This window comes from Bacillus sp. B1-b2 (genome assembly GCF_009183415.1).
Taxonomy (GTDB): domain Bacteria; phylum Bacillota; class Bacilli; order Bacillales; family Cytobacillaceae; genus Niallia.
The window spans coordinates 213,991-233,171 of the sequence record NZ_WEHU01000005.1 but is presented as its reverse complement, the minus strand read 5'-3'; the positions used below and the strand labels follow the sequence as shown (position 1 = coordinate 233,171).

Here is a 19,181-nt window from a genome sequence, read left to right as displayed (position 1 = left end):
TAATGGAAACAATTACATATTAAATTGCAAAACCACAAGGGGAGCGAAATGCTGAGAGTGATCGAATGATCTGACCCTTTGAACCTGTTAGTTAATTCTAGCGTAGGGATGTGGGATAAAACGTATGGTCCATTATATACGTCTATTCACGCACGTAAGTTCTCCTTTTGGTATGCAAAGAAAAGGGGATTTTTTTATGAAAAATATGAGATTAGTAGTAATGATTGAAATCGCCATTATGGCTGCATTAGCGTTGATGCTTGATTTAATTCCATCAATTCCTATTTATGGCACTTCCGTTTCCATTGCAATGGTTCCTATTTTTATTCTTGCATTTCGTTGGGGCTTTAAGGCAAGCACCATTGCAGGATTCTTGTGGGGGCTACTACAGATTGTTGTTGGAGATTTAGAGGCGTTGACTCTATGGCAAGTACTATTAGAATATCTATTAGCATTTGCTTGTATAGGATTTGCTGGTATGTTCGCACCAATCATTCAAAGCTCATTAAAAAACCAAAATAAAACGGTAGCAATAGTATTCATTATTTTAGCAACATTTATCGGTGGATTTACCCGTTATATTTGGCACTTTATAGCTGGTGTAACCATCTGGGCAAGTTATGCTCCTGAAGGTATGTCACCATTTGTTAATTCGTTAATTGTGAATGGTGGATCCTATCTTGGTGCAGCCATTTTATGTTCTATTGTTTCGGTCGTGGTTATTTTAACTGCCCCAAGAATCGTATTGAATAGACCCTCAAGTGGTATATCCACTCAAAAAGAAATAGAAATAAAATAAATTATAATGTAGGCGTCCATCATTGGGCGTCTATTTTTATCATCTGTACTGTCATAATTTGCTATAATTATAGGTAAATGCCAATGAAGGAAGTGAATGATTATGGATTTAGAGCTTAGCAATAAGTTAAAAGTGAAAGTTCGTCCATTTAAAGAAGAAGATTATTGCAGCATCAATACATTAAATGCAGCTGAAAATTGGAATAACTTAGTGAACAAACAAGAAGATACGAAATTAGCTTGGAAGAATTCCAATATTGCTTATGTTGTTCAATTAGAAGATGAAATAATAGGATATATTAGAGGAATGACGGACGAGTTTATTACAACATATGTTTGTGAATTATTGATAAAGAAACCTTATCGAGCAATAGGACTTGGCCAAAAACTACTATATTATGTACATAGTCTTTATCCTAAAACAAGAGTAGAGCTACTTGCTTCAAGTACCTCTCAGTCTTTTTATAAATATCAAGAATTTCGTGAATTTTTCGGCTTTAGAAAAACGTTTGAGGAATATGGAAAATCAGTTAATAGTGATCACCTAGTTAAAATAAAAGGTTACTAGTGTAGAAAAAATTACCACTATGCTTTATTATCTTTGATTTATCTACAAATAAAGATACATAGCAACACCTATTCTTGATTAGAGTCAAAGAAGCATGCTTCTTTGGTTCTTTTTTTGTCGAATTATGTGTTATGATTAATCTATGTAACTATGAAAATAGAACCATCTTAAAGTAAAAACTTCAAGGAGGAACAAATGACAGAAATTAATTACAACATTAATAAAAAAAATAAAAAGAAACCAATTATTATTGGGTTAATTATAGCAATACTCCTAATTGTATCTAGTGTAATCATGTTATTATATCCCTTTGCTAACAATACAAAAATCGATTATTTTGAAGGAGAGAAGCCTGTTTTTTATAATGGTGAGCAAATAGGAAATGCGCTTTATCAAAATAATACCTTGTACTTACCTTTATCAGTTTGGCAAGAAGAAATAGATGAAAGCATCACATATGACAGTGAAAGTAATTCAGTGATTGTAACTACAATGGATAAGGTTATTCAATTACCTACTGATTCACTGTCCTACTATGTAAATAATGAAGTTTTAGAGCTTTCGTTTCATCCAATGACAGATAATAATGGGGAAGTTTATGTAGCATTAGATCCGTTAGTCAGCTTTTATCCTATACAGGTAACACAGATTGGTGATCATGATGTTATTCTATTAGAGGAAGATGGACAAGAAAGAACATCTGCTACCTTTACTTCTGAAGAAATTCGAGAGGATTATTCCAGATTACGAGCAGGTGCAAATCTATCATCTCCTTATACAGGAGAACTTCAGCAAAATGAACAGGTGACAATTGAAAAAGAAGTAGAAGATTATTATTTTGTAAGAAAAGAAAGTGGAGTAGCTGGATTTATTCAGAAAAAATTTATTAATAAAGGAACGAAAGAGACAGTAAGTGTTACTTTAGATCAAAAGGAACCTAGCTTGAACAAAATAAATGGTCCAATTCAGCTTACTTGGGAAGCGGTATACTCTAGAAATCCAGATACATCAAATATACCTAATATGGCTGGAGTAAATGTAGTTTCACCAACATGGTTTAAGTTATCAGGTACAAATGGAGATGTTAGTAACTTAGGCTCCACAGCTTATGTCGATTGGGCACATAGCAAAGGCTACCAAGTATGGGCATTGTTTTCTAATGATTTTAATCCAGAACTTACACATGAAGTGCTATCTAGCTATAATAAAAGACAAAATGTCATACGACAGCTATTAGTCTATAGTGAAATGTATCAACTTGATGGCATCAATATAGATATTGAAAACGTAGAAGAAGAAGATGGACAATATGTAACGCAATTTGTGCGGGAATTAACTCCATATTTACACCAAGCAGGGATTACGGTGTCGATGGATATTACCTTTGTAGCGGAAGGAAACTACTCGGCTTTCTTTGAAAGAGAGCATTTAGCAGATATTGTGGATTATTTAGTTGTAATGGCATATGACGAGCACTGGGCTACTAGTCCTACTGCAGGTAGTGTCGCAAGTATTCCATGGGTAGAAACAAATTTAGACAGCTTATTAGAAATGATACCAAATGAAAAACTAGTATTAGGTGTTCCGCTATATGCTAGATTATGGGAAGAAAACGAAAATGGAGAGCTAAGTTCACAAGCTTTATCTATGGATCAAGTGGAAGAATGGCTTCAAGAAAAAAATGTTACACCAACCTATGATGAAGCAAGTGGGCAAAATTATGGTGAATATTATGATCCAGAAACGAATTCAACGTATAAAATTTGGCTAGAGGACGAAACCTCTTTATCTAAAAGAGTGGAATTAGTAGATAAATATGGATTAGCGGGAGTTGCCAGCTGGTCACGTTCTTTTGCTAATGAAGAAGCTTGGGTAGCATTATCATTGGAGACAGAGGAAGAATAAGGTAAAAGAATTTCCTTATGCATCGTAACGGGTTTCCATTTAAGGTTGAAACATGTTAGATATCCATGTAATTTTCTGTGTAAATGGATTATTAAACTTAAAGAAGGGAGAGCAATTAAGCTATCCCTTCTTTTTTCTATAAGCTTTCAGTTGTGGATTTCTAATAAATAAATCTTTCACGTTAGTTACACTTCTCTGAAAATGATCAATCACTGACAGGCTGGATCCAATTCTGTATAATGGAAAAAGATGCTTATTGAATAACAAATTACATATTCATAAGGAGGCAGACCATCGTGACACAATCAGAGAAACTAAAAGAAAAACTAGAACCTTACCGTATTGTATTAGATCAAACGGAAGAACAGATGATTCCATTACACATAAAACAAGGAAAAACCGGGCCATACGACAGTAAAATTGCTGGAGACCCGTATTTTCCAAAAAAAGAAGAATATCCAGTTGACGGTGAAGGACGTCCTATGAAGCTTTTAGTACAGATTAATTTCAATCAGCTTCCAAAGCTGAAAGATTACCCTAAATCAGGACTTCTACAAATTTTTATTTCTGTACATGATGACCTTTATGGAATGAATTATCAACATAAAGCAGAGCAAAAAGATTTCCGTATTAAGTTTATAGAAGAGCCATTTTTAGTCGAAGAAGAGTTGTTAACAGATTTCTCTTTTGTAAAAATCCCTAATGATTTTTATTTTCCTGTTAGGAAAGAAGGCGCTATTACAGGCGAATTAGCTTGTGAAACTATAAGTGCAGGAGATTTTCGGTTTGAAAAATTGGTTGGTAAACAAAGCTGGGACTTATTTGAATCGATGAGTGACGATGACGATGAAGCTGATGCCCTAATGGATGAATTCTATGAAACACAAAGTGGTTTTGGTCATAAACTAGGTGGGTATCCAGGGTTTACCCAAGAAGATCCCCGTCAATATGTAGATCAAGATTACACAGTTCTGTTATTGCAAATCGACTCTGATGACGAAGTAGAACTTTTATGGGGAGATTGTGGCATTGCAAACTTTTTTATCAAACCAGAAGATCTCAAAGAGAAAAATTTTAAGAATGTCATTTATAATTGGGACTGTTCCTAATTTGATAAAAACTCTCACTTTTCCTGACTCATTTTAATCCATTCCAGTGAAATAGAGAGGGAATATCGATGAATAGTTAATACAATCCAGTTTCAGTTTATAAACTGCTCCCTTAGTAATGGATTGGTCTAAAGGCCCTACAATCGCTTAGATTAATAATTTTTTTGGGATTTTTGTTTCAATGGTTCTACCACTAGGTTCTCTCCATCTCCTTTTGATTATCTTTTAAATATAAATGGTTAAGAAGTTTTTTTATTGAAGGGTGCATGTAAACATAATAGTTTACTTGTACCCTTTTTAAATAGTCTCCATATAGTCTAATTCGAAGGTTAATTTATTCACAAATAGTAAAGTGAATGCATCGTAGTGGCTTCTAGAATATTTCCTTCAATTGATGATTATAAGTGTAACCCATATACTAGAAAGAAGAAAATGCATGGAAGGAAGAATATAAGTGAGTGAGATACATACAGTTTTAGACACAATAACTTCATTATTTGAAGAAAATCGCAATCCTACAAATGCTATACCTATGCAAAAATATATGAAAAACCACTTTCCTTTTTTAGGAATCAAGACACCATTAAGAAGAGAATTAATGAAACAAGTATATGTCCAGACAGGAATATTAAAAGTAGAGTTTCAAGAAACACTTATTGAACACTTATGGGAGAAGAAGGAGAGAGAATATCAGTATGCGGCAATTGATTATATGACTAAAAGCTTAAAGAAGTTAACAAAACAAAACTTACCGCTTATGGAGAATATAATGCTACATAAACAATGGTGGGATTCTATAGATGGTATTGCTCCGAATGCAGTTGGTACAATAGCGAAAAAAGATCCTAGCGTTTTAGATGAAACGATAGAAAAATGGGCATATGGACAAGATATATGGCTACGACGTGCTGCTATTTTATTTCAATTAAAATATAAAGAAACAACAGAAGAACAAAGATTAAATCGTTACATAATAGCTAATGCAGACAGCAAGGAGTTCTTTATTCAAAAAGCCATTGGGTGGGCACTAAGAGAATACTCCAAAACAAACCCTGACTCTGTAAGATTGTTTATTCAACAAAATTCTCTTTCAAGATTGAGTATACGAGAAGGTAGTAAATATATCTAAAAATTCATGATGGTATCAACAAGTCATTATTCTTCCGTTGAATAGAAATTATTGCTATTCTAAGAAAGAAATAGCTTTGTTTGTTCAAGGCACTTTAAGGGAATGGTAAAATAATAGGAAATAAAAAGGAGCGATAGTATGGCAATTAATAACCCTAGTCGTGAAGAAATTGGGAAAATTTTAAAGAAGGCTAAAAGAATTGCAGTAGTTGGACTAAGCGACAAACCAGATAGGACTTCTTATATGGTGTCACAAGCCATGCAAAATGCAGGCTATGAAATTATACCAGTTAATCCAACCGTTGATGAAGTACTAGGCGTTAAAGCAGTGAAAAACTTAAGAGATATAGAAGGTCATGTAGATATTGTGAACGTTTTTAGGAGATCAGAATTTCTACCAGAGGTTGCTAATGAATTTGAAGAAATAGATGCGGACGTATTTTGGGCACAATTAGGTCTAAGTCACGAAGAAACGTTTACTTCTCTAGAAGAAAAAGGATATACAGTCATTATGGATCGTTGTATAAAAGTAGAGCATGCTATGACAAAGTAATCAAGGATAGTAATTGAATCAACTTTTTTTAAGCCTATTTTACTTCTTGTAAAATAGGCTTATTTTTTTCTAAGAATTCACTAAAGATACAGTAAAACAAGGAGAGATTTACTAGCAAGGTTCTTAAAACAAATTCGTCTTTATGAAGAATCTATGTTAACATAATATAGGTAATTTGAAGCAACTTACATAAAAAGGTCTTTTGCTTTGGATTTGATTAGTATAATATTGATTTTGCTAGGAAGAATGAGAAATAACTAACAACAATATAAAAAATAGTATGAGAAATGTGAAAAATATGCTACAATTCGGTTGATGAGAACGGGTGTTCTGTTCAATATAATGTAACAACTGTTTATTTAATTGACTCTAATAATGTGATAGGTTTGTCAGTGAAAGAAGGTACAATTTTGCCTTCTTTTTAACACGTCTAATAATGAGAGTGAATTTTCTTTTAGAAAAAATTTGAGTTTTTTAAAGGATTATTTACAGATTAGACGAATACATAAACAATTGTTCGACATGATACATAGAAAGAAAATATGTCGGATTCGTAGAAGTGAAAGGAGTATGTCAGTGGCGAAAAAACAGCAAGCATTTGAATATAATGATGATGCTATTCAAGTATTAGAAGGATTAGAAGCTGTCCGAAAACGTCCTGGTATGTATATTGGGAGCACGGATTCTAGAGGATTACATCATTTAGTATATGAAATAGTAGATAACGCAGTGGATGAAGCATTGGCTGGATTTGGCGATACCATTATTGTCAAAATTCATCGTGATAATTCCATTAGTGTTCAAGATAAAGGAAGAGGAATGCCTACCGGAATGCATAAGATTGGAAAGCCAACTCCAGAAGTTATCTTTACCATTCTTCATGCTGGAGGCAAATTTGGACAAGGCGGTTATAAAACCAGTGGAGGATTACATGGTGTAGGTGCTTCGGTTGTTAACGCTTTATCTGAGTGGGTCGTAGTGAAAATTAAGCGAGATGGCCATGTATATGAACAACGCTTTGAGAATGGCGGAAAGCCAGCTACTACGTTAGAAAAAATCGGGAAAACAAACCAAACAGGAACCACCATACACTTTAAACCTGATCCAACGATTTTCTCCACGACTACCTATAATTTGGATACATTATGTGAACGATTAAGAGAATCCGCTTTTTTATTAAAAGGGTTAAGGATTGAAATTATAGATGAAAGAAATAATGAACAACATGTTTTCCATTATGAAAATGGGATAGAGGCATTTGTTGAATATTTAAATGAAGAGAAAGATTCTCTTCATCCTGTCATTAGTTTAGATGGAGAAAGTAATGCCATTGAAGTAGAATATGCTTTTCAATTCAATGATGGTTACTCGGAAAATGTCCTTTCTTTTGTTAATAATGTTCGGACAAAAGATGGCGGTACACATGAAGCTGGTGCTAAATCCGCTATGACTAGAATGTTTAATGAGTATGCTCGCAAAGTAAATTTGCTTAAAGAAAAGGATAAAAACTTAGATGGATCTGACATAAGAGAAGGATTGTCTGCTATTATATCTGTCCGAGTTCCAGAGGATTTACTACAATTTGAAGGACAAACAAAAGGAAAGCTTGGTACAAGTGAAGCACGTTCTGCTGTTGATGCCGTTGTTTCTGAGCATTTAGCCTACTTTTTTGAAGAAAATCCTGAAACAAGCACTTTATTAATTAAAAAAGCAATAAAAGCAGCACAAGCAAGAGAAGCTGCAAGAAAAGCTAGAGAAGAAGCAAGAAGTGGGAAGAAACGAAAACGTGGAGAAGCAGTTCTTTCTGGTAAACTAACTCCGGCACAGTCTAAAAATCCTCAAAAGAATGAGTTATATTTAGTGGAAGGAGATTCTGCGGGCGGTTCTGCCAAGCAAGGAAGAGATCGCCGTTTTCAAGCAGTACTACCACTCCGAGGGAAAGTAATTAACACAGAAAAAGCAAAGCTGTCAGATATCTTTAAAAATGAAGAGATTAATACGATTATTCATGCTATTGGTGCTGGAGTAGGTGCTGATTTTACTGTAGATGATTCTAACTACGATAAAGTTATTATTATGACAGATGCGGATACGGATGGAGCACATATTCAAGTATTATTATTAACTTTCTTCTATCGTTACATGAAGCCATTAGTAGAAGCTGGGAAGGTGTACATTGCCCTACCACCTTTATATAAGGTAAGTAAAGGCTCTGGTAAGAAAGAAATACTAGAATACGCATGGAGTGAAGATGATCTACAGGATGCTATTAAAAAAGTCGGAAAAGGCTATATTCTTCAACGATATAAAGGACTTGGAGAGATGAATGCAGATCAGCTTTGGGATACGACGATGAATCCAGAAACAAGAACTCTAATTCGAGTAAAAATAGATGATATAGCCCGTGCAGAAAGACGCGTCACAACACTCATGGGAGACAAAGTAGAACCACGTCGTAAATGGATAGAATCAAATGTAGCTTTTGGATTAGATGAAGAAGACAATATATTAGAAAATGAGAATATTTCGGTTGCAGAGGAGGGAAGTCCATCATGAGTTCCATCGAGCAATTTCGTGATTTACCCTTAGAGGACGTACTCGGAGACCGTTTTGGGCGTTATAGTAAATACATTATTCAAGAGCGTGCATTACCAGATGCACGTGATGGATTAAAGCCAGTTCAAAGACGTATTCTTTATGCAATGCATGAAGAGGGTAATACACACGATAAGAACTTTCGTAAATCTGCTAAAACAGTCGGAAATGTTATCGGTAATTATCATCCACATGGTGATTCTTCTGTGTATGAAGCAATGGTCAGAATGAGTCAAGACTGGAAGGTACGTAATTTATTAATAGAGATGCATGGAAACAACGGTAGCATTGACGGAGATCCTCCAGCAGCAATGCGTTATACAGAAGCTAGATTATCAGCAATATCTTCAGAATTACTTCGTGATATCGAAAAAAGAACGGTAGATTTTATTCCCAATTTTGATGATACATCTAGTGAACCAACTGTATTACCAGCTAAATTCCCGAATTTATTAGTGAATGGATCAACAGGAATATCAGCAGGATATGCAACAGATATTCCACCACATCATTTAGGAGAAGTTATTGATGGGGTAATGGAGAGAATGGATTCCCCAAACTGCACCGTAGATGATATTATGAACCATATTAAAGGACCTGATTTCCCTACTGGTGGAATTATCCAAGGGGTAGAGGGTATTAGGAAAGCATATGAAACAGGTAAAGGGAAAATTATTGTTCGTGGGAAAACGGATGTAGAAACATTGCGTGGTGGTAAACAACAAATCGTTATTACAGAAGTTCCCTATGAATTAAATAAGAGTAATTTAGTAAAGAAAATTGATGAGTTACGCTTAGATCGTAAAGTGGAAGGAATTGCGGAGGTTCGTGACGAAACCGATCGAACAGGCTTGCGAATTGTTGTAGAATTAAAAAAAGAGGCAGATGCAAACGGAATTCTTCACTATTTATTTAAAAATACAGATTTGCAAATTACGTATAGCTTTAACATGGTTGCTATCCATAATAAACGTCCAAAGTTAATGGGAATAATTGAGCTTATAGATGCTTATATTGAACATCAAAAAGACACCATTAAAAAAAGAACAGAATTTGATCTTCAAAAAGCGAAAGAACGTCAGCATATCGTAGATGGATTAATCAAAGCTTTATCAATATTGGATGAAGTAATTGCGACAATTAGAGCTTCTAAAGATAAAAGAGATGCAAAGAATAACTTAATAGCAGCATTTCAATTTTCTGAACCACAAGCAGAGGCAATTGTTTCTCTGCAACTTTATCGCTTAACCAATACCGATATTACGGCTCTCCAAGCGGAAGCAGATGAGTTGAAAAAGAAAATTGACGAATGGACGGCTATTCTTGCGAGTGAGAAGAAACTTCTTGCTGTTATAAAGAAAGAATTAAAAGATGTGAAAAAACGTTTTGAAACAGAGCGTCGAACAATCATACAGGCAGAAATTGAAGAAATAAAAATTAACCTAGAGGTATTAATAGCAAGTGAAGATGTTATTGTAACGGTGACAAAAGAAGGTTACATAAAGCGTACAAGTCAACGTTCCTATGCTGCAAGTAATGGGATGGATTTTGGTATGAAGGATTCAGACCGGATACTCGCACAAATTGATGTTAATACAACAGAGGTTGTCTTATTATTCACAAATAAAGGGAACTATTTGTACATACCTGTTCACGAATTACCCGATATTAGATGGAAAGATCTTGGTCAGCATATTTCGAATATTATTCCGATTGATCGTGATGAATCCATTATCAAAGCTATGCCAATTAAAGATTTTGAAAAACCACAATATCTCGTATTCTTTACGAAGAATGGCATGGCGAAAAAGACAGACTTGTTAAATTATAAAGCTCAACGCTATTCTAAGCCTCTTGTTGCTATTAATCTAAAAGGAAATGACTCTGTCGTAGATGTTCATCTTACAGATGGTAAACAAGAAGTGTTACTAGCTACCCACTTCGGTTATTCTTTAAGGTTTCATGAAGAAGAAATTAATATTGTAGGTGCTAGAGCTGCAGGTGTTAAAGGAATCAATTTAAAAGAGGGAGATATAGTAGTTGCCGGAAAGGTTATTACGAATCCACTCGAAGAAAGTGTCGTTATTTTAACACAGCGCGGATCTATTAAGAAAATGAAGCTAACAGAGTTTGAGTTTTCTGGTAGAGCGAAGCGCGGATTTATTATGTTAAGAGAGCTAAAATCAAACCCACATCGTATAATTGGCATGGGAATAACACAAAAACATGACATTATCTACATGCAAACAGATAAAGGTACGATAGAAACAGTCAATGTTGATAGCTTGCGTTTTAATGATCGTTATTCAAATGGCTCCTTTGTATTCGATGAGTCAGATGCTGGACAAGCAGTTGAAATCTGGATAGAAAAAAAATAAAGATATGCTGGATGAGAGGATGTTCTATATTTTGGAACATCCTCTTTTTTTCGTTTAATAGTGCTTAAAAGATGAACATATAAGCTATACACCATTTTTTCTTTCCTCACTTACATTAATTTACCAAAATAGGACATGCTAATAGTATGCTTTTAAGAAAGGTGGATTTCTATGAGGAAGGAAATATTATTTGCCTTAACAGCTTTCTTCTTTTTTTCACTTACTGCTATTACAGTTGCTTATGCTGTAGAAAAAGAAGATAAGACGGAAGAAATAATTTATGAAGAAGAAACAGACATTTCTCATGACGCTCAACAAGAGAAGGTAATCTTAAAAGGAATAACATCGGATGATACAGAAAATAGCCCGTTTTTTAACCAACTTACTTTAGAAGTGATACAAGAAAGTGGTGAGAGCACGAAGTTAGATCTTGAAGGTGGTTATTCCCCTAAACTACATTTATTAGATATTAATGATGACGGTCAAAAGGAAATGTTTTTAACCGTTCTAGGAAATGAACGAGGCTCACAAAAAAACTTTTATTTCTATCAACTACAAAAAGATGAACTCATAGAGCTAACAAAACCAGAGCTATCATCTATCGCTAGTGAATTTAAAGATGGCTATAAAGCTCAATTAACGATTGAAGATAAAAAGACCTATATATTCGATTTATATGAGCGGAAGAATCATTATGAGGAATTAGGTCTATATCATGAAGGTCGATTAAATGAACCTACCGAATTAATTGTTGGACCATACACGGAGCTAAAGATAACTAGAATAGACAACAAAACAGCAATCAAGGGGAAACAACGAATTAGTGGACTAGCTACCGTTGATACAGTTGGCTATCTAGAGACCATTTGGACTTGGAAAAATACAGACTGGAGCTTAGAAAAGGTAATAGTAAAAGAAATTAGTCACAAAAGTAATTAACAGAAATCCTAATCAAGCTTCATTTTCTAGAAAAATAAGTAGTATAATGAAACTACCTATTTTTCTAGAAGGGATTCGAAAACATGTCATTAATCTTATTATGCATCACCGCGTGTCTTGGTGGTCTGCTTTTTCAACTTTGTCATCTTCCACTAGCATGGCTCCTTGGACCAATGTTTAGTAGCATGATCTTCATACGATTTACGAAAAAGACTCCATCATTGCCTTTTTTCTTTCGAGATATTGGGTTTCTTGTTATTGGCTATACAATAGGCACTCAGTTCAGTAAAGAAACATTACTCGAAATGATCACTCATTTTCCCTCCATGTTTTTGATGACCATTATTATGATTATTTTTAGTTTTGGTCTAGCATTTATTACATCCAAAATAACAAAAAGTAATTTAAAATCGACCATTGCAGGTAGTATTCCAGGTGGCCTAACTCAGATGATTGCTATAAGCTCTGAAATGAAAGGAATCGATTTAACCGTTGTTACACTCATACAGGTTAGTAGAATACTATCTGTCATTATTCTAGTTCCACTTCTTGTATATAGTCCGGTTTTAGATGGTGTAGATGCTTACCCAACGATAGGAAATGCAGCGACCCCTTCCTATCATTGGTACCTGTTTGCTCTGCTTCTAATTGGCTATCTTATTGCAAAGTTAGTGAAAAAGTGGAAATTTCCTGCACCATTTATAATAGGTCCGCTATTATTTATTGCCAGCCTAGCTATTTCAGGATATGAGATTCCATTGATTCCAACAAGTCTTTCGAGTATTGCACAGATTTTAATTGGAATAAGTCTTGGTTTTCAAATCAAGTTTGGAAAAATGGAACACAAAGCAAAGTTTATTAGTGTAGCTTTTGTTTCCTCTTTTTTTCTTGTGTTATTTTCCCTCTTGTTAGGTTTTCTATTAACAAGAGTAGATGATAACATTCATTTACTAACAGCCTTTATTGGATTAGCACCAGGAGGTATGGCAGAAATGGCCGTGTTAGGTGGAGCAGTTGGTGCAGATCTTCCTATTATTACTACCTATCAACTGTTTCGGTTGTTATTCATCTTGTTCATTGTGCCTTTAGCAATGAAGTGGGCATTTGGTAAGATTGATAGGATGCGAGAGAAGGAACAATAGAGATAGTTGCCTATACTAGATTCAATCGTTCAAATGTAGAGTTTGTTTGATTACTAAAGTGTTTTAAATAAGATTACTGCAGTTTCATTTAGTGGAAGAATTATTTAGGCACATGAATATTACGAAGATGTACATGGCCAAAACACTTATCCAAGTAATTACGTGGAGTATCATTATCTTAAAAAAATTTGAGCTGCAAAAAAGGAAAGAGTAAGATCTTTCCTCAGCTTGTAGAAAAAGTATAATAGAAAGATAAAATAGAATTTTTATCCAGATGATTGGAGTGGAAGGGGTGAGACTCCTGTGGGATCTGCGAGACAGCTGAGACCCTGCAGGCCAAAGGCAGACCGCGGCTCAGCGCGAGCCCCACGGAAAGCGAACCCCTGTAACGTAAATCATCCCCTTATTCAGTGGATTGATTAAATATACTACTTTATATTCTCCCTCTATTACATTGAGGGGTTTCTCGACAGCCTGAGGAAAGATTAAGATCTTTCCTTTTTTACAGTGTTGAAATAAGATTATGTCAATGAAAAAGCCACAAATTTTGATTAAATTAATTCACTCTAATAATGCTAATATTTATTGGAATTACTATATCAAATAGTCATTTCTTCTAACACTAAAATGTCAAATGCTCTCATAACCACTTTATTTCTTTCAATAGTTCCTTTTAATAAATTGTTCATTTTTTGCTTAAGAAAAATTTCTTGGTCATTATCTGAGTAATTTAATAAAAAATAATAATTTTTTTCTTCTTTTTTTCGGATTGCTAGCTCTATGTTTTCTGGAATTTCAAATAAATGATTATGATTATTCATTTTTAATTCATTTAATAATAGGAAAGATGCTAACTGTATATCAAAAACACCACCAAAATAATAGCTAGTTCCAGCTCCAGTGTTTCTTTTCACTAAAGCTGCTTTTCCTTGGTAATATGAATTGTCAAATGTACCAATTACTTCTACGTCTCTGTTATTTACTTGTAAAACTTCATTAAAGTCATCTGCAACAAATGTTTTACCATTCCTAATATTAACAACAGGGATAGGTTCAAATGGAGAAATTCTGGTAAAGTCATCTATTGTTATGCCTGTTAAATTAGCCAAGTAACCTGGAAAAGGCAACATGTATGCTTGGCCAGTTTTATCTTTATATCCTGTACGGCAACCAAATACAATCTTTCCACCTTGATGGACATACGTTTCGAGTAAGGTTGCTGTTTCTTTCGTAACAATTGCTGGATGGGGATAAATTAATACTTTATATTGTTTTATCTCCTCGATGGTTGATTCTGATGTTAGGTTGAAAGCATCAACTGGAACGTGATTATATTGAAATGCTTTGAACCATGCTTCTTTACTTTTTGTGGCATAGGGGCCATACCAGTTATCAAGCTCACCATCCCATTGATTATTATAATCGAGCACAATAGCCGCTTCTGCTTGATAGAATGAACCGGCAATTTTATTCTCCAATTGCTTAATTTCTTTACTAACTTGTTCTACCTCTTTAATTCGGCGATTTGGTTGGTTATGATAATCATTAATACCATGCCAATATATTTCTGTACCCTTTGTTGCTGTCCGCCATCTAAAGTAAAGCACCATGTCAGCACCATGTGCAATGGATTGAAATGTCCATAAACGAATTTGTCCAGGTTTAGGTGAGGGTTGTTCCATCCTAGTAACCCATCCTCCTGGACCTGCTTGTTGTTCAAAAATAGCAAAGTTAGGAGATATACTTCTTACTTCACTTAAATTCCAGCTCCATTTTCTATCTCGTAATGGTTTTTCCGTATTATCCTCAATAATTCTTCCAAAGTTAGGGTAAGAATCATATGCGAAAAAGTCAAGAACCTCTTCAGTTAAACGGTGATTATCTAAATGTCCAAACATACCATTTGTTGAGATCCATTGATTAGAAGTATGTTGACGAAGAATATCTGCTTGTAACTTTGCAAATGCAATTACACTATCTGAAATAAAGCGTTTTTCATCCAAAGCATGATGGGGATTCGGTGAGTTTTGATTCGTTTTACGAGTTAAATAAATTTGATTCCAGTTAGTATAGGTTTGATTCCAAAATACCGTACCCCATGCCTCATTCAATTTATCTAATGTTTCATATTTATTTATCACCCAGTTCCTAAATTCTGTATGATCGGCTTCCGAATAGAATACGTTTATTTCACAATTGAACTCATTGTCTATTTGCCAACCAACTATTGAGGGGTGGTTCTTATAATGTTTTGCTAGTTCAGTAACAATGATGGATGATAATCTCTTATAATTTTTGGAGTTATAATTATAATGTCGCCGTTCACCATGTTGGATGGTTAGCCCATCCTGACTAACATTTAAAACATCTGGATATTTTGTAGTTAACCAGGCTGGAGGCGTAGCGGTTGGTGTGCCCAGGATAATCTTTAATCCAATTTTCCATGCTAAATCAATGGCTTTATCAAATAATTCAAACGTAAACTTTCCTTCTTCTGGTTCAAACACAGTCCACGCAAATTCACCCATACGAACATAGGTAAAACCTAGATCTTTCATCCGTTTAAAATCATTTTCCCACATTTCCTCAGACCAATGTTCTGGATAATAGCAAACTCCTAACCTTACTTTTTCTTCCTGTAACCGCTTATGCATAATTTAAGTACTCCTTTACTTTAGCAATTATTTAAAGCTTTTCTACGTATGTGCAAATGAAATTAGTAGTTAAAAAAAATATAAGGTAATTTCCTCTGATTTTATGGTAAAATTGCTGTTAATTTGGTATTTATTCATTTTTTAAATATCCGGGGGTGCAAAGTATGGAATGTAAGTTAAAACTAGGAGAGTTAGAATTTATTTGTAAGCAAATTTATGAATTCTCCAATATACCAATATATCTTCTGGACAGTGAAAAGAATTTATTACTGGAATTCTCTCCATATACTATTCATAATCCCTTATATTCTTCAACTCAGGAATTTTTAAGGGCAATTAGTACAACTAATGTAATCAGAAAACTTCCTATCATTCATCAAACAGAATGGTTAGAAAACATTGTTTTGATCCCTATCGTAAAAAATCATGTTATTTTTGGATATTTATTTATTGGTCCAACTGTTTTTCCGCAAGTAACAAAGTCCACTTTAAACGAGATAATGGAAAGACAAGGGTTGAAGGAAAAAGAAGAATTATTAATTAACTATTTACAATCATTGAAAGTAATCAGTAATTGGAAATTGATTAATGTGAGTATGTTACTTTATTACGAACTTTATAAAAGGATGTTAAGCTTTACTGAAATCAGTATAACGAATTTAGACAATAGCGTACTTACTGAAGAAACTTTAGAATTGTCATTATTAGAATCACGTCAAAATGCGGTTTTTCATCAAGATCCGAACTATGAAAGAGAGATTTATCAATATATTACCGATGGGAAATATGAAGATTTACTCTTATATTGGAAGAATTTTCATGAGAGTGAGGAATTCAAATTTGGGTTGTTATCAAAAAAAGGCGAATTAAGAAATCAGAAGAATTTAAAAATTGCTAGTATTACATTGGCTACTAGGGCAGCAATTAATGGAGGACTTAATCCCGAAGTTGCATACACACTTGGGGATACGTACATACAAGAACTGGAGGAGCTTCAAAATGCAAAAGATGTAGTGGTTTTTACTGAGCACGTGGTCTATGACTTTGCAAAAAGGGTGGATAAGACTAGAAAGCTAAAATATACAAAACCTGTTGCAGAGAGCCAATATTATATTTATAAACACATATATGAAGAATTAAATCTTTCAAGAATCGCAGAATATGTACAAATGAACCCCAAATACCTTTCAAACTTATTTAAAAAGGAAACGGGTATAACAATCACCAATTACATTCAAAAATTAAAAATAGATGAGTCGAAAAAACTTCTTGATTTCACAAATTTTCCATTGTCAAAAATACAAGCATTACTAAATTTCACTGATCAGAGCTACTTCACTAAGATTTTCAAAAAACATACAGGGCTTACTCCTAAACAATATAAAAATGGAAGCAGGATGAAATTGTAATAAGTAATTATGAACTTGAGATAAATCAGTTACTAAGAAACTGGAAACAAGCTTTATAAGTAACAATCATTTATGGAGGATTATTTCTGGCTTTATTACTCTTGGTCAATCTAACCAAAAGTTGTTGCTTCTTAGTGAAATAATCCTTTGTACCACTTTGGCAGGTTTTATAATAAAAAGTTAACATTAAAACGACATCTTTTTATAGAAGATACCAAGATCATCGATAATCGCTTAACCTTTGCATTTGGATTTTTTATGTTTTCTTATAGATTAGTAAACAATAGGTAATTTGCCTTCTTAAATATATAAAGTCTAATGAACCCAATAACTAAACCAAGACCTAAAATAATTAAAATTATAATGGTGTTTGATATTTTTTCTTGTAGAAGAAGAAACAGAAATACAGAGATTATTACAACAAAAATTAGCAAAATAAAATCAATTCGCTTCATATAATCTCCTCACATCCTACAATATTATATTAATATTTTATACCTGTTGGAATCTATCTTACTGTTGCTGAGACGAATGTCTTGTTTCCACGCCTTATGGAATATTGGTTCCTAAATAACTAGCAGTACCTAAGCCGCTACTTTACATTAGGTAGTCTAAGTTGACCAGCTATATAACACCCAGCTCCTATAGCTGTAGCGCCATTGTTGTAGACATATATTCACCACAAACATGCTAGCTAGAGGAGTCGAAATATTATTAATTGCAGTTGAATGGGGACATGCCGATTTAAAAACTGCACGTGCTTATGCTTAGATTTTAACAGAAAATAATGCTGGAAGTGAACCTAAAGAAAATGAGGTAGATAAGCATGAGAGTAGAAGAAGTTATAGCGGCTTTTTTTAATGTTAATCAATCTAGGTTCAGTAATGAAACAATAAGAAGCTATCGACTTTCTTTAAAACAATTCTATAGTGTATATCCTTTTATTCTCTAAAAGACAAATTAAGAAATTGAAGAAATGACTAGAATTAAAAGGCTTTTGGTAGGGGTCCAGACATATTTATATAAAATTTGAAAATAATGCTTCGCTATCCAAATACAAAATTAAGATAATTATTAGGTTATAAAGATCAAATAAATGCAATCGATATATTCATGTATGATTTGCATAGCTTTTAGCTCTCAGTAATATTAATTGACAGCAAAACCATTATCATATATATTATAGATATTAAAAATCTTTAATGTATGTTAATGGTTTGTACGATAACCTTATTATTTATAGTAAATCATTGTAAAACTATGGAATGTGATTTTATTTCAAAGAAGATGATGAATTTATTATTTTAATAGATACATGACTAACAAGTTAAATTAGTAATACATTGTAAAGCAAAGCTTTACCCTAAAAATGAAAGTGTAAAGGAGAACAAAAATGAATCACCACCACCACACAAAATCAAAAACAAAAGAACAATTAGAAAGAATAGTAGCTGCACTTGATCATCCAGATAGATTAAGAACTACTCCACCTGAAGAGCTTTTACAACTATTATCACTTAAGAAAACAGATTCAATACTGGATATTGGAGCGGGAACAGGTTACTTCACTATTCCTGCTGCTAAAATGGTAGATAATAAAGTGTATGCATTAGATATGGATCACCATATGTTGGATATTATTAAGAAAAAAGCAGCAGAACATGATATTACGAATATTCAAGTAGTAGAATCTAACCTAGAAAATCTACCTTTAACGGATGAGTCTATTGATGTTATTATCGCTTCTTTAGTGTTACATGAAGTACCTGATTTACCTCAAGCATTAAACAAGCTTAATCAGGTGTTAAAATCTAATGGTAAATTCTTCTGTTTAGAAATAGAACCACAAGATGAAACAAAAAAGGTACCAAGAATAGCTTCTTCTTATTTAGAAAAAGAGTTGGAAAACTTAGATTTTACCCTTTTACAGAAGAAGAGTATAGCCGATAATCTATACCTTATTATTGCAAAGAAAAAATAATTTTTTTTATTATTATAACAGA

Annotated in this window: 13 protein-coding genes and 1 riboswitch; of the genes, 12 read left to right on the top strand and 1 reads right to left on the bottom strand. The window is 33.6% G+C overall.

Annotated features, from left to right (window positions below; genetic code table 11):
• The first annotated feature begins 27 nt into the window (after positions 1-27).
• Positions 28-126, top strand: a riboswitch (TPP riboswitch).
• Between the two features lie 70 nt (positions 127-196).
• From thiT to F9279_RS07100, 10 genes are all read left to right on the top strand, one after another.
• The gene (thiT, locus tag F9279_RS07145; protein WP_152112098.1) at positions 197-799 is read left to right on the top strand and encodes an energy-coupled thiamine transporter ThiT; all 603 of its coding nucleotides are present in this window, start codon (positions 197-199) and stop codon (positions 797-799) included.
• A gap of 102 nt (positions 800-901) precedes the next feature.
• Positions 902-1,366: a GNAT family N-acetyltransferase gene (locus tag F9279_RS07140; protein WP_152112097.1), complete on the top strand. Its 465-nt coding sequence runs from the start codon at positions 902-904 to the stop codon at positions 1,364-1,366.
• Between the two features lie 195 nt (positions 1,367-1,561).
• Entirely contained in the window at positions 1,562-3,271 is a 1,710-nt protein-coding gene (locus tag F9279_RS07135) for a glycosyl hydrolase family 18 protein (RefSeq protein ID WP_152112096.1), read from the top strand.
• Between the two features lie 296 nt (positions 3,272-3,567).
• Entirely contained in the window at positions 3,568-4,380 is an 813-nt protein-coding gene (locus tag F9279_RS07130; RefSeq protein WP_152112095.1) for a YwqG family protein, read from the top strand.
• A 463-nt stretch (positions 4,381-4,843) separates the two neighbouring features.
• The gene (locus F9279_RS07125; protein WP_152112129.1) at positions 4,844-5,509 is read left to right on the top strand and encodes a DNA alkylation repair protein; all 666 of its coding nucleotides are present in this window, start codon (positions 4,844-4,846) and stop codon (positions 5,507-5,509) included.
• A 138-nt stretch (positions 5,510-5,647) separates the two neighbouring features.
• Positions 5,648-6,061: a CoA-binding protein gene (locus F9279_RS07120; RefSeq protein WP_152112094.1), complete on the top strand. Its 414-nt coding sequence runs from the start codon at positions 5,648-5,650 to the stop codon at positions 6,059-6,061.
• Positions 6,062-6,637: 576 nt separating this feature from the next.
• A complete protein-coding gene (gene parE / locus F9279_RS07115; RefSeq protein WP_152112093.1) occupies positions 6,638-8,617 on the top strand; it encodes a DNA topoisomerase IV subunit B in 1,980 nt (659 codons plus the stop codon).
• Positions 8,614-11,034 carry a DNA topoisomerase IV subunit A gene (parC, locus tag F9279_RS07110; protein ID WP_152112092.1) on the top strand — a complete coding sequence of 807 codons (2,421 nt, stop codon included), beginning with the start codon at positions 8,614-8,616 and terminating at the stop codon, positions 11,032-11,034. The genes parE and parC overlap by 4 nt, the downstream gene beginning before the upstream one ends.
• 171 nt (positions 11,035-11,205) lie before the next feature.
• The gene (locus F9279_RS07105; RefSeq protein ID WP_152112091.1) at positions 11,206-11,973 is read left to right on the top strand and encodes a hypothetical protein; all 768 of its coding nucleotides are present in this window, start codon (positions 11,206-11,208) and stop codon (positions 11,971-11,973) included.
• An 83-nt stretch (positions 11,974-12,056) separates the two neighbouring features.
• On the top strand, positions 12,057-13,115 hold the full coding sequence (locus tag F9279_RS07100) for an AbrB family transcriptional regulator (RefSeq protein WP_152112090.1): 1,059 nt from the start codon (positions 12,057-12,059) through the stop codon (positions 13,113-13,115).
• Positions 13,116-13,714: 599 nt separating this feature from the next.
• Here the strand turns inward: F9279_RS07100 and F9279_RS07095 are convergent.
• The gene (locus tag F9279_RS07095; protein WP_152112089.1) at positions 13,715-15,769 is read right to left on the bottom strand and encodes a beta-galactosidase; all 2,055 of its coding nucleotides are present in this window, start codon (positions 15,767-15,769) and stop codon (positions 13,715-13,717) included.
• 164 nt (positions 15,770-15,933) lie between these two features.
• Between F9279_RS07095 and F9279_RS07090 the strand changes: the two genes are divergently transcribed.
• Positions 15,934-17,178: a helix-turn-helix domain-containing protein gene (locus F9279_RS07090; RefSeq protein WP_152112088.1), complete on the top strand. Its 1,245-nt coding sequence runs from the start codon at positions 15,934-15,936 to the stop codon at positions 17,176-17,178.
• 1,393 nt (positions 17,179-18,571) lie between these two features.
• On the top strand, positions 18,572-19,159 hold the full coding sequence (locus F9279_RS07080; RefSeq protein WP_152112087.1) for a class I SAM-dependent methyltransferase: 588 nt from the start codon (positions 18,572-18,574) through the stop codon (positions 19,157-19,159).
• The last annotated feature ends 22 nt before the right edge of the window (positions 19,160-19,181 follow it).